At 38.6% G+C, this 13,966-nt stretch carries 12 protein-coding genes; 7 read left to right on the forward strand and 5 right to left on the reverse strand.

The window, feature by feature from the left end:
• Positions 1-135 precede the first annotated feature (135 nt).
• The 3 genes from OK025_RS22145 (at position 136) to OK025_RS22155 (ending at position 3,836) form a co-directional block, all read left to right on the forward strand.
• The gene (locus OK025_RS22145) at positions 136-279 is read left to right on the forward strand and encodes a hypothetical protein (protein WP_317666894.1); all 144 of its coding nucleotides are present in this window, start codon (positions 136-138) and stop codon (positions 277-279) included.
• Positions 280-370: 91 nt separating this feature from the next.
• Positions 371-739 carry a hypothetical protein gene (locus OK025_RS22150; RefSeq protein WP_317666895.1) on the forward strand — a complete coding sequence of 123 codons (369 nt, stop codon included), beginning with the start codon at positions 371-373 and terminating at the stop codon, positions 737-739.
• 13 nt (positions 740-752) lie between these two features.
• Positions 753-3,836, forward strand: coding sequence for a lantibiotic dehydratase (locus OK025_RS22155; protein ID WP_317666896.1), 3,084 nt, complete (start codon positions 753-755; stop codon positions 3,834-3,836).
• Between the two features lie 4 nt (positions 3,837-3,840).
• On the opposite strand, the gene OK025_RS22160 is transcribed toward OK025_RS22155, so the two are convergent.
• From OK025_RS22160 to OK025_RS22170, 3 genes are all read right to left on the reverse strand, one after another.
• Positions 3,841-4,545: a LytTR family DNA-binding domain-containing protein gene (locus OK025_RS22160; protein ID WP_317666897.1), complete on the reverse strand. Its 705-nt coding sequence runs from the start codon at positions 4,543-4,545 to the stop codon at positions 3,841-3,843.
• Between the two features lie 28 nt (positions 4,546-4,573).
• Positions 4,574-5,605 (reverse strand): sensor histidine kinase, encoded by a 1,032-nt coding sequence (locus OK025_RS22165; protein ID WP_317666898.1) that lies wholly within the window; start codon positions 5,603-5,605, stop codon positions 4,574-4,576.
• Between the two features lie 457 nt (positions 5,606-6,062).
• Positions 6,063-8,423: an ABC transporter permease gene (locus tag OK025_RS22170; RefSeq protein WP_317666899.1), complete on the reverse strand. Its 2,361-nt coding sequence runs from the start codon at positions 8,421-8,423 to the stop codon at positions 6,063-6,065.
• Between the two features lie 225 nt (positions 8,424-8,648).
• On the opposite strand from OK025_RS22170, the gene OK025_RS22175 reads away from it, so the two are divergent.
• From OK025_RS22175 to OK025_RS22185, 3 genes are all read left to right on the forward strand, one after another.
• Complete coding sequence (locus OK025_RS22175; protein ID WP_317666900.1) at positions 8,649-9,101, forward strand: DinB family protein; 453 nt, start codon at positions 8,649-8,651, stop codon at positions 9,099-9,101.
• Positions 9,102-9,242: 141 nt separating this feature from the next.
• On the forward strand, positions 9,243-9,713 hold the full coding sequence (locus tag OK025_RS22180) for an OsmC family protein (protein ID WP_317666901.1): 471 nt from the start codon (positions 9,243-9,245) through the stop codon (positions 9,711-9,713).
• Between the two features lie 265 nt (positions 9,714-9,978).
• The gene (locus OK025_RS22185) at positions 9,979-11,214 is read left to right on the forward strand and encodes a TCR/Tet family MFS transporter (protein WP_317666902.1); all 1,236 of its coding nucleotides are present in this window, start codon (positions 9,979-9,981) and stop codon (positions 11,212-11,214) included.
• Between the two features lie 12 nt (positions 11,215-11,226).
• Here OK025_RS22185 and OK025_RS22190 read toward each other — a convergent pair whose 3' ends face one another.
• Positions 11,227-11,412: a hypothetical protein gene (locus OK025_RS22190; RefSeq protein ID WP_317666903.1), complete on the reverse strand. Its 186-nt coding sequence runs from the start codon at positions 11,410-11,412 to the stop codon at positions 11,227-11,229.
• A gap of 182 nt (positions 11,413-11,594) precedes the next feature.
• On the opposite strand from OK025_RS22190, the gene OK025_RS22195 reads away from it, so the two are divergent.
• Entirely contained in the window at positions 11,595-12,830 is a 1,236-nt protein-coding gene (locus tag OK025_RS22195) for an MFS transporter (protein ID WP_317666904.1), read from the forward strand.
• A 115-nt stretch (positions 12,831-12,945) separates the two neighbouring features.
• Here the strand turns inward: OK025_RS22195 and OK025_RS22200 are convergent, their stop codons facing one another.
• A complete protein-coding gene (locus OK025_RS22200) occupies positions 12,946-13,815 on the reverse strand; it encodes a pirin family protein (protein ID WP_317666905.1) in 870 nt (289 codons plus the stop codon).
• Positions 13,816-13,966 lie beyond the last annotated feature (151 nt).

The raw sequence follows: 13,966 nt of genomic DNA on the forward strand, positions 1-13,966 counted from the left end.
GGAAACAACAGCATATCCTATTTTTTTCATCGAATAGAATCTTTAGTTCATCTGATTCATTTTCAATTCTGTCGATATTATTCGTCCTTCTTTTGCTTAGAAAGCACATTTGTGTACAATTCAACAACATAAACTATGGAAAACATTGAAAATTTTTTAGCAGAAGATTTTGCACTGGATGTACAAACTGTCTGCGCAGTCGAACCGATTTCATTTTTTGATTTTGACGATATGGAGCTTGTGACAATCAAGACGGTTACGTCTTCAAAAGTGATATAAAAGAGGATTATGTCGTAAAGGCGTTCTGGTAGGCGCCTTTGCGGCAATCGTCTTTTATACCCCCATATTTCAAAACAATAGAATAGCACAGATGACAACACCCAAACTAAAATGTATTCTCATCGAGGATGAGCCTCTAGCTACAAAAAAAATCGTTGAGTACATTCATATGTTTCCAGATCTTCAATTAATAAAAATGGTTGAAGACATTGAAAACCCAGCTTTATTTAGTCACGAATTAAAATCTGCCGACATTCTATTTTTGGACCTCATTGTCAGTGGTGGGAATATCAGTACACTTGCCGAAATGATAGCTGATATTCCAATACTCATCGTTACATCTGCTGTATCACGATGGCAATACCCTGAATTTATAAAAAAAAGGAAGCACTTTGCATTGCAAAAACCTATTTCTCCGGAAATGTTCCTGTCATGCATAAAACAGGTAATGCAACATTAAAGCTGACTATTCCATGTCTCTATTCAAGTTTTCCAATTACTTTCTTCTACGCACGCCAATACTTCCTAATGCGCTTGCAACTGACCTTTTCAGGCTAACAAACCCAAAAGATCTTGATGACCGACTTCGCTATTTACATCAAGATGAACGACTGAAAGAAGCCTTACTTCTAGCAAGCCCTTCTTTCTTTGCGGAGGTAGAGAAATGGCTTAATTACAAAAAAGATAGCAATCCAAAAATGATCATTTCGCTACTCAAATACACCATTCGGATGAGCACTAGAGCCACCCCTTTTGGTTTATTTGCCGGAGTATCGGTAGGAAACTTTATTGCCGCGGAAAAGAACCTGTCATTAGTAAGGAATCATGTTAATAAAGGCGTGTTAAAATTAGATGCGACCATATTAGTCGGAATTATCGAAGAGATATCAAAAGACAAAAGAATCTATAACCAACTTCAGTACCGTATCAACCCCACGCTGTACCTAGATGGAAAGGACTACAAATACTATCAAAAAGTAACAAAGGGAAAAAAGAGCCAAAATATATTAAAACGAGTACGGTTTACCCCTATTTTAGACCGTATTGTTCACTATTTCGAGAGCAATATGAAAGCCGTCCATTATCAGTCATTGACAGACCTATTGCAAAATCTTGGAGCATCAGCAGCGCATTCGGTTCTATTTGTCGATAAACTAATCAGCCTTGGGATTATATGCTCCGAACTGCACCCCAATGTAATCGGTCGGAGTTACCTTGAAAGTCTGATAAAGACACTTGAAAGAGTGGACAAACAAGAAGTCTATTTACAACCATTATGGACAATCAGAACACTACTTAACAGCGCTCAATCAATCACCAAGATTCAGAAAGCGGTAGTTAAGTTGTTACAGCCGATCGTGCCAGATCACGACCTAACCAATGTGATACAAGGAGACCTTCTGATTGGTATGGCGGAAAATAACCTATCGAAGACCACATTAAATCATATAAGAGATCAATTTCAGGACCTATTACCACTCTGTAATAGAAGCGTTTTAGCAGATCTTGACCGATTTAAATCTGAGTTCGCTCATAAATATGAAGAAAGAATGGTTCGTCTGACAACAGCGTTGGATCCAGATATTGGTATCGGTTATGGTAGTCGAGAAGGTGTTTACAATATAACGGATGAAATACTAGGAGATGTTAAAAATATAACTTCCTCCAGCCAAACAACAGGTCATATTCATCACTACCAAAACCTGGTCATTGAAAAATTTGTGGAAAGCGTAAAAAATCGATATGCAGAGATTCAGCTTACCAGCACAGATCTCGATAATATCTCCAAACAGCGTAAACAAACAATAGATTCCATGCCTTGTTCTTTCTATGTTATGGGCAATCTCCTGAAGAGTCCGACACAAGAGCGCTTATTCTTCAACCTCGGAACCCTCGGTGGCTCCTCTTCAGGAAATCTCATGTCAAGATTTGCACATTTGGACGAAAAATTGGACAAGTGGATAAAAGATTCTGCGGAAAGGGAGCAACAACAGTATACCAATGCAATATTGGCTGAAATTTCTTATTATCCAGATAACAACGCGGGAAATATCATTCATAGACCTGCTCTCAGAAAGACGTCAATTTGTCTAACCCCAACAATTGATCAAGAACAACAACAAATTGATGTCAATGATTTATACCTTTTCCTTAAAGACCAGCGCCTTATCTTATGGTCTAAAAAGTTCAATAAAATGGTCATACCACGTCTGACGACGGCCCATAATTTTGAACATGGCATGAATCTCTATAAATTTCTTGCAGACTTTCAATTCCAAAATAATAGACTAGATCTTTCATGGAATTGGGGAATTATGAAAGAGCAGCCAAGGCTTCCAAGAATAAGCTACAAAAATATCATTTTATCAAGAGCACAATGGCGTATTCAAAAACTTGCAAAATACCCAAATGAGCCGGCCGCTTTTGTAAAGAATTTACAGACAGCATTGGAAATACCAACAATGGTCATTATCTCTAACGGTGATAATGAATTACTGATAAACCTAGAAAATCCTTTTTGTATCGAAATGCTATTGGATCAATTATGCAAAAGAAACACGATATTAACTGAATATCTTCTAGATGACTACTCTTCTGTAATAGGCGATAAAGATGAGAATATTTTTGCCAATGAGATCATTATCCCAATAGAAGCACACACTCAACATTACACCAACGACTCCGCCCCTCAAGAAAACAGCTTAAGGAGATGCTTCTCCTTAGGAAGTGAATGGATCTATGCCAAAATCTATTGCGGGGTACATTTTGCGGATATTCTGTTAATGGAAACATTTCCATTAATCATGAACGCAATTAATCAGCAGGGAAGTATGAGAAAGTGGTTTTTCGTACGTTACAATGATCCGTCTCCACATATTCGATTGCGGATAGAAATTTCAGATCCAAGCCAGTCTATTTCCGTAATATCCACCATGAACAGCTTTTTGGAACAATTTGTCGAAAGTGGGCAGATTTCAACGATATCATTTGACACTTACACGCGGGAAATTGAACGATATACCCCGTTTTGTATGGAGCTTAGTGAAGAGTTATTTTATCAACAGAGCGAAGCTATATTGACGACAATGCAACAAAGCACTTCAATCAACGATCGGTGGCGATTGGCTTTCGAATATATGGAGTCCCTGTTAGGCGCTGCAAAATTTACGTTGCCTGAAAAAAAGGATTTCTGCATTCGGATGAACACGCTTTATCAACAAGAATTCGGCAATAATAAAAATCTTTGGATTCATCTCAACAACAAGTTCAAAGATAAAAAAGACTGGTTCGATAATCCATTAAATAACTTAACAGATTTCAAATCGAAACTAGATACAATCCAATGTAACATCTTTTCAATTTTGAGGGCCAATACCAGTAAAGATGAATTTCGGGCAGCCCAAATCTCCTTGCTGTCAAGTTATATTCATATGTTTATTAATAGACTATTCATGTCGGACCAACGACTACATGAACTCGCTATCTACCATTTTATGGTCGGCTATTACAAAATGCAAGTAGGAAAACAGAAAAAGAATCTAACAACAATAAGTTAAACATTTAGATAAGTCCCATCTTTGCAAAAAGCTGATTGCGATATTGTAAACCAATGCCAAGTTCGACTCCATTTTTTAGAATTACTTTACTTGCCTCAACACCCTTGACTTGTTTGATATTAACGATAAAAGATCTGTGCATACGCGCAAACATATCCCAGGGAAGTTCTGCTTCCATATCTTTCATCGTCGAGAGCAAAGTTTGCATACCATCTACCGAATAAATTTGGATGTAGTCTCCCCAAGCTTTTAGATAGAGAATATCCGCAGGATCTATAAAGATAGTCTTGTTCCTATCCTTTATCTTAATCGCCTTTCTTTCACCTTGTGACCCCCTTCTAGAAAATAGAATTGCTTTTTGAACTTTTTCAATTGCCTTTATCAATCGTTCTTCCGTCAACAGCGGTTTTAAAATATAGTCGATTACATCAAGCTCAAATCCATCCACGGCATATTCATAATGACCAGTTATAAAGACAACAAATGGTGGATGGGCAAGTCCTTTAAGAAAAGTAATCCCATCCATTTCGGGCATATCTATATCCGACAAGATGAGATCGACCTCACTCTTTCTTAAAACATCTATAGCTTGTAACGGATTTTCGAATACACCCAATATTTCGATCAGGCCCAATTTGGAAACTAATTTTTCCAATCGACCTCTTGCAATCGGCTCATCTTCAATAAGAATAGTTTTAATTCTGTTCATAAGTACTTAGCGATCCTCAGCGTTGGTGCTACGGCTTTTCTTCAGCCTGTAAAGTTACAACAAGATTAACACTAAATACACCCCCATCTGATTTAATTTCCAAAATGTGCCTGTCAGGGTAATGAAGCTCCAGTCTTTTTCTTACGTTATCTATTCCTAATCCCCCAACATAATTTTCGGGTTTGGAAAGTTCTCTATAGGCATTGGCGATATACATGTTTACCTTGTCATCCTTCACAGAAATGTCTATGGATATCCATCCAGCTGAAGAACTTAAGCGGGGTCCATGCTTAAATGCATTTTCCACAAACGGAAAAAAAATCAGGGGTACCACCATACAGCTTTCATCATCAGTCGCTAAGTTTACTTTGACTTGTACTGTCTCACTATAGCGCAACTTTTCCAACTCAATATAATCCTTAAGCAGTTGAAATTCGCGACTAATTTCGACCTTTGGCTGATTACTTTCGTGCAATAAATACACCATAATACCACTCAGGCGCATCATACTTTCACCACCTCTTTCATCATGATCGGATACCAAGACATAAATACTATAGAGTGTATTAAGTAAGAAATGTGGATTAATCTGGTATTTTAGGAAAGCAAGCTCCAATTGAACGTTGTTTAATTCAAGTTCAGCATTTTTTAGCTCGAGTTTCATTTTTGAATTTCTAACAAACATAAATGCCTGTACTATCTTTACGGTCAACGGTAAAGCGACCAAAAAAATAAAATCCAATAAATAATCACTGATTGAGGATAGCCGGAAAGCACCCAGGATACCTTGCCGTTCGACTATTTCGAGATAAGTTGACAATCGTACATCTGGTGCCAAATACCTTAACGTTAATATTGCAGCATAATAACTTAAAAAAGACCACCAAGTATAAATTACGAGCAACCATAAAATACAGAGAACAAACTTACCTCGAATAAACCATTGTGGTATGACAATATATGCTGTTGCGTAAAAAATCGTTAATAAAGAAAATACATCCTTTAAAAATAGCAACCATGAACTCGTAATATCTATTCGCTGATATGCTATGAATTGCATACCCAAAACCACAAACCAAAAACATAAATGAAAAAAAACACGTTTTCCAGTATTGTAATTTTGGAAAAGTCCCGTCATAGATAGCATACTTCTCAATAATATGGGGCTAATATAAATATATCATTTAATTTGTGCTCGACTCAATTGTCAAACAATGATGTAAAAAGACAATTTTGAGACAAACCACAATAATAGATAGATATAACAAGCTAAATATATAATTAATTACAATATTAACAAAAAGAAAAGCTAAAAGTAATCCAAACACAACTAAAATATAGCTGAAAGTAGCTCTTAAATGAAAATCACTTTCATAGGGATAACTATCGCCAATAAAAAAATTTTTGTTCAGGAAACCTGCTGCATGCGTGATATTTTTCGAGTCATTTGAACGCTTCAGCAATTACGCAAAATAGCACAGGCAGTAAATAATAAACTTCAGTTTAGACTGAGCTCGCTATTCGTCGCGTAAGCTCTTAACCGGATTAGCCAAAGCCGCCTTAATAGATTGTGTGCTCACAGTTAATAGTACAATCAAAAGAGTTAAGCACGCTGTTACTGCAAATACCCCCCATCCAATTGATATTCGATAGCTATATTGACTGATGTAGCCATCCATAGCCCAATAGGCAATTGGGAATGCAATCAGACATGAAATCCCTACCAACACAATAAACTCTTTGGAAAGCATCTTTGTTAAGGTAAATAAAGATGCCCCGAGGATTTTTCGAACGCCTATTTCTTTTGTTCTGCTTTCGGTCATGTATGCGGCCAAGCCAAATAAACCAAGGCAGGAAATAAATATCGTCAAGCCCGCAAAAATACTTACCAGGCGACCTGTCCGCTGTGCATCTTGAAACTTTCTACTATATTCTTGATCTAAAAAATGATAATCAAAAGGATAGTTTGGATTATAAGTTTTAAAAACAGCTTCGGTTTTCTTTAAAGCATCGCTTATGTTAAGTTTAGGATTCAACTTAATGTGCACGGTCCCTAACGTTCTACTCGCCCCCTCAATGACTGTTGGAGTCACTGTTTTAAACGGTGATTCCTGAATAAAATCTTTAACCACACCTATAATCGTAAACTTATCTTCACCGTCCATAATATAATTTCCGATTGGGTCCTTCATCGCCATAATCTCCGCTGCAGATTCATTGATAATAGCTGACATCGAATCGGTAGGAAAGTTAGCTAAGTCAAAGTCACGCCCCTTTAAAAGTGTTAACCCTGTCGTTTCAATCAGCTTGTCATCGGCAGACTGCCTGTTAAAAACAATCGCTCGATTGGGGTCCTTACCCTCCCATGATGCACCTCCCCACCCACTCCAACGTTCAGTCATCGGAGACATGGTACGAGTTACAGCAGTGGCGATTCCCTTATCAATCAAATCGTGTCGGATCATTGCAATATTTTTCGTAGCATCTCCGTTTTCTATGACATAGATCAGATTATCCGTGTTAAAACCGGCATCCCTATGCTGAGCGTGTAGTATTTGTTTTCGGATCACAAGGGTACTAACAATCATTAATACCGCAATTGCAAATTGAGTTACAACAAGAGCCTTTCGAGGATTTATTCTCTGTTTAAAAAGGAAAAATCTATTTTTTAACACATTAATCGGTCTAAACGAAGAAAGAAAAAAAGCAGGGTAACTACCAGCAAGTATGCCTGTCAGAAGAATGAAGCCCAAAAATCCGGCCCAAAAATAACCCTCACCTACCGGAAGAGCTAGTTTTCTTCCGATAAGATCGCCAAAGGAAGGTATTATCAGAGCCACTAAAATAAGTGCGACTATTCCAGAAATCAATGATAATAGCATTGATTCTGATAAAAATTGCCAGATCAGACTACTTTTCTGTGCGCCGATCACTTTTCGCACCCCCACCTCCTTTGCCCTGCGCTCACTTTGTGCCGTACTTAAATTCATGAAATTGATACATGCAATCAATACTATAAAACCAGCAATAAGGACAAAAACACGTACCATCTCAATCCTTCCACCTGCAACTATTCCGTTTTTATATTCATTATAAAGATAACTCTCCTTCATCGGCTTCAAAAAATTTTCACTCTTGACATCAGCATGCCTTTTGGAGATATCTTTTAGCTTTTGCTGTACTGACGTGAATGTTGCGTTGGGATACAGTTCAACAAAAGTTGAAATCGAACTGTTATACCAATTATTATCCGTATAGCCTATTTTAGCAGCAAATGCCCAAGGAAAAAGATACTGCAATTCCGCAAATTGACTATTGCTGGGGACCTCCTTCAAAACTGCCGACACATGTACTATTTCGTTGCTGTCGATCTTGATATTTTTTCCAATGACATCCGTTGAACCAAATAAAGTAATAGCCAAATCTTTTGTCAGCACAATGGCCGAAGGGTCTGCAAGCGCATCCGCTGGATTCCCCGCCAAAACGGGAAGTTGAAAAATTGAAAAGAAAGTGGCATCGACAAAAGCCCCGCGACCAGCGATGAGCTTTTGATCACCAGCCGTAAACAGAAATCCGCTAAGCTTGCTTAATCGACAAGTCTGCTTAATTTCTGGAACTTCCAGCTTCATCACCTCCGCCAAAGGTTCGGGAGTGACGAAATAAACGGAAACTCCTTTGTCGTTTCGTCCAACTGACCCCACAATCCCAATTCTATCTGTTTTGGGATACATCCTATCATAATAGAGCTGAGAATTTACCCATAATATAATCAATATACTTGCCGTCATACCAATGGCCAGGCCAAGGATATTGATGGTCATAAACCCCTTATTCCGTGTTAGATTGCGAAAAGCAATTTTGATATTATTCTTGATCATTAGCTGTCTACTATTGATTGGATATTGTAAAGAGAAAAGCCACAAGCACCCGGCCAAAATAAATACATAACTGTAAATCAATATATTAAAACAAAACACCAACAGTAAAATGTTCATTTACGAACAGAAATTGTTCACAAATGAACATTTGAAAGGGTTTACAAAAAATTTATTTCTATCTTCCGTATATTTAATTTTACAGAACCCACATAAAACAACAATTAGATGTCAACTACATTTATGCAGCTGTGGTTATATAATAACTGGGCAAATACAGCACTACTGGATAAACTGAAAAGTGAAGGCGAAAAAGTACCTCCTTCTTGCATACGGCTCTTTAGCCATATTGTTAATGCACAGATCATTTGGCTAAGTCGATTAACGGGTGAAAAACCACCTGTTGGTGTTTGGGATGAGCACAGTATCGTCGATTGCCAAAGGTATCACGATTTAGCTTCAGAAGGATTTGGTCAGCAGATTCATGACAGAAATGAAACGGACGATGAAATTGTCAATTATACCAACACACAGCATCAGGCTTTTCATAATAAAGCCAACGACATTCTGTTACACGTCTTTAATCATGGTACCTATCACAGGGCACAAATAGCAAGCGAAATGCGAAAAAATGGCATTGAACCTATCAATACAGATTATATCACTTTTGTTCGCACATAACAGTATTGCATTCAGAAAGCCTAATTTTCAAGCAGTTCTATTAAAATTTTCATCTAGCCAATTCGATCCATCCTGCACATCTTGCAATTGGCAGACTAGACGTTCTATCATAATGGAAGACACCTTAAATTTGAAACAAAAATGAGTTACAAACATACCTTTAAAGCGTCCCTAACTTGGAATCATCCTGAACAGCCTAGCGTTCTGGGTAAAAAAATTTATACGAAGAGCCATCACATTGCGATCGAAGGGAAAACAGATCTACACGTTTCGGCAGCGAAAGCATTCAAGGGTGACCCCGCATTGTACAATCCGGAAGATTTGCTACTTAGCAGCCTAGTTTCTTGTCACATGATGTCCTATTTATACGTCTGCTCGCAAAATAGCATCGAGGTTTTATCCTATACGGACAATGCTGTCGCTACCCTTGAAACGTATGGAGATGGCAGTGGTCGTTTTACAGAAGTTACATTACACCCCGAGGTTCTCATCACAAATGAATTCCAGATAGAGCTTGCTTTATCCCTACATGCCCAAGCATATAAGCTGTGCTTTATTGCGAATTCATGTAATTTCGATATACAACACCGTCCCAAATGTAAAGCCATCTAATCAAAAAAAAGCCGGCACGTTTACAATGTGGGATTGCCCATCAATCATGCAAACACACGAAAAAAACCAGTATCCTCTACTATAGCAGCATAACGTACAAACACGTATTGAATGCTTCTCAACAAAAATGGGATTAGCATAGCACTTATTGAAAGAAAAAAGCCCCCTATTTTCGATTTGTTAACGCTACCGAAAATGCAACACTCACCACAAATTAGTAATTAAATAACAGACAAGTTTTTAAGGATTTCATTACTTTTGAAACATGATGGAAAATTCCAAGAAAAAAGCAGCAATCGGATTCATATTTATCACATTACTTATCGATATTACAGGTTGGGGAATCATTATTCCCGTCGTCCCAAAACTTATCGAGGAATTGATTCATAGCGATATCAGTGAAGCTGCAAAATATGGCGGCTGGCTTGGCTTTGCCTATGCTTTCACACAATTTATATTTTCTCCCGTAGTCGGTAACCTGAGTGATAAATATGGTAGAAGGCCAATTATATTGATCTCACTTTTTGGATTCGCTGTGGACTATATCTTTCTTGCCCTCGCACCAAGTATAGGGTGGCTATTTTTGGGTCGTGTCATAGCGGGATTGACAGGAGCCAGTTTTACAACGGCAAGTGCTTATATCGCCGATATATCTACGGATGAAGACCGGGCAAAGAACTTTGGCTTGATAGGTGCTGCATTTGGTCTGGGCTTCATCATAGGTCCTGTTATCGGAGGTCTACTCGGTCACTATGGTGCCAGGGTTCCCTTTTATGCGGCCGCAGGATTGTGTATGCTGAACTTCTTATATGGCTATTTTATCTTACCTGAGAGCTTAGACAAAGAAAAACGCAGAGCCTTTAACTGGAAACGTGCAAATCCAATTGGGTCTTTTAAGTTTCTTGGAAAACATCCGGAAATATCCGGCCTCATCGTTGCCTTAATTTTAATCTATATCGCAGGTCATGCGGTTCAAAGTAACTGGAACTTCTTCACCATGTATAAATTCGACTGGACAGAAAGAATGGTGGGTATCTCGTTAGGTGTTATTGGATTATTGATTGGATTGGTTCAGGGTGTTTTAATTCGATGGACAACACCCAAGCTTGGCGAACAAAAAAGCATTTTCTATGGATTGACCCTATATGCTATTGGACTCCTGTTATTCTCATTTGCGAGCGAAGGATGGATGATGTTCGTCTTCCTTATTCCCTATTGCTTGGGGGGTATTTGTGGACCAGCTCTTCAGTCTGTTATTACCAAAAATGTCCCTTCAAATGAACAGGGTGAACTTCAAGGTGCACTAACGAGCTTAATGAGTGCAACATCGATTATTGGCCCACCGATGATGACAAACCTATTTTATTATTTCACCCATGACAAGGCGCCATTTAAATTTTCGGGTGCTCCGTTTTTCCTAGCATTTATCCTGATGACGATTAGTGTGATCATTGTATATACTACGTCTAGGAAAAAGCGAAATCAACAAATAAATCTTTAAACCTCAACTGGCCTATACATCGAAGAACTGCATAGGCCAGTTGAGGTTTAGAGCTTTGACTTTAAACGGCTCAAGGTCTCCTGTGAAATATTCTAGATAGGAAGCAACTATTCTATTGGATAGCCTTCTGACAACCATTGGGTTTTCATCCAACAATAAACGATATTTTTCAAGGGCATCTTGCATTAAAAATGACATCAGACGCTTTGTATTTGTTACATAGGCAATTTCCAAGTAGATAACTAGTCCAGTACACAATTATCTCACTTCTGGATCAATTTAGGTTAATCAAACTTCAATTCTTCAATTCATGGATCGAATTCTTCAATTCCTACATTATTGATCGCTGTAAATTTGCAGGCAAGGAGATAAAATTCAAAATGATACATACAACAGAAATAACAAACCAAAACATAGAACTTCACGTAAACTCAAAGCGGGATATACCTGTTCTGACGAAGCCTCTTTTATGGCTTATTACCTTGACAACTGGAGTAGTCGTCGGCAACAACTATTATAATCAACCGCTTTTGGGATTGATGGCGAAAGACTTTCACGTTAGTGAAGCTGCAATTAGTATGATTGCTATGCTCACCCAGGTCGGTTTTGCAACAGGGCTACTCTTTATCGTTCCTTTGGGCGATATGATAAAAAGAAAGAAATTAATATTATCAATTTTTCTAATCATCATAGTCTCCTTATTGGCAATGGTCTTCGCTCCCTGCCTCGAGTTGCTCTATATCGCAAGCTTTATGGTTGGATTTAGCTCAGTCGTTCCCCAAATGCTCGTCCCCCTTACGGCGGAACTTGCTGCTCCCGAAAAACGCAATTCTTCAATCGGAATGGTCATGAGTGGCTTACTATTAGGTATTCTGCTCTCCCGCGTCGCAGCAGGATTCATTGGTGATATCTGGGGATGGCAAGCGATCTATTATATAGCGATAGCGTTAATGGTTCTATTCATGTTATTATTAGCTTTCGCACTCCCCGATGTGAATCCAACATTTCAAGGAAGTTATCTACAATTAATGCACTCATTGATCCATCTGACAAAAACTCAACCGGTATTACGGCTATCTGCACTCAGAGGTGCCCTAGGTTTTGCTGGATTCAGTGCTTTTTGGATTGCATTAGTATTTCATTTACAGGAAGCTCCTTTCCACGCGGGGTCCGCTGTAGCCGGATCCTTCGGATTAATAGGGGCTGTTGGCGCTCTAGCAGCAGCATTGGTCGGCCGGATTTCAACGCATGTTTCTACGTATACCGTTATTCTTGGTTCCATATTTATCCTGCTATTGAGCTGGATTGTATTCTACATCGGGGGGAATAGCTATATCGGATTAATAGCTGGTGTAATCTTAATTGACCTAGGTTTACAATCAATGCATATCAGCAATCAATCTGCTTTCTTTGCCTTAAATCTAGGGGCAACCAACCGACTAAATACAGTCTATATGTTTAGTTACTTTGCGGGTGGATCATTGGGTAGTTATTTGGCCTCGCTCGCCTGGAAATACTTTCAATGGAATGGCGTGGTATTGACAGGCTTTTGTTGTACACTACTGGTTCTCATCATCCATATCTGCTACGACAGACGGCCAAAAAACTTTTCTTAGTCGTTGAACACCATAATCTAAAGAAAAGCTAGTTAACAAAAAATCTTCTATATGATGATATCCATTAATGGCCCACATGTTATAAATGTAGGCCATGGATGAAAACTTATTTTATTTATTCAAGTACGCCAAACTTGCCAGCTTGAAAATCTTCAAAGGCTTGGTAAATCTCTGCCTGTGTATTCATTACAAATGGGCCATAACTCACGATAGGTTCATCAATGGGTTCACCGCTTAACACAAGTAAAACCGCGTTTTTAGTTGCCTTTATCGAAATCTCTTCACCATCATGACCAAATAAAACAAAACTATGTTCCTTCGCAAGTTCACCGTTGACCACAACCTCCCCATTCACAACCAGCATCGCAGTATTATGATTTTGTGGAACCAAAAAATTGGTTTCATGTTGCTCTTCCAATTTGATGTCAAATAAATTGACAGGCGTATAGGTGTTCGCTGGCCCTGCCGTATCCTGAAATTTTCCCGCGATGACATTGACTACCCCTGCTGCATCAGGCAATAATACCTTTCCCATTTGGTCGGCTGTAATTGCCTGGTAATGTGCCTCGGTTGATTTATCCTTCGCTGGTAAATTGACCCAGAGTTGAACCATCTCAAACAATCCACCTTTTTTTGAAAATTCCTCTTCATGGTATTCCTTATGTAATATTCCCGCACCGGCAGTCATCCATTGTACATCACCCGGACGAATAACACCACTGTTTCCCGAACTGTCGTGATGGGCTACACTACCTTTGTAGGCAATAGTTACGGTTTCAAATCCCTTATGCGGATGTACATCCACGCCTCTGATATGATCCGAAGGTCCAAAATCAAATGCTGCGTTGAAATCCAGTAAAAGAAATGGGCTCATCCTCTTTTGGGAAATCCCATTCCCTGGTATCATATTAAATACACGAAATCCATCCCCTACCATACCCGGTTGAGCTGGACGCTGGAAAATTCTTTCAATTGATTTTTTCATATTGTGATCTCCTTTTTTATCGTTCTTGATGAATTTAAGTTGAAGCCCAAATTGATTCACTTCATTTTAAATTGTTATCTCAAAGGTACGACAAGAAGAAGCCCGCTTCCAACAACCTGGATTAAGGGATATACTTAATCTAGGTTAAGTA

Source organism: Sphingobacterium sp. UGAL515B_05 (genome assembly GCF_033097525.1).
Taxonomy (GTDB): domain Bacteria; phylum Bacteroidota; class Bacteroidia; order Sphingobacteriales; family Sphingobacteriaceae; genus Sphingobacterium.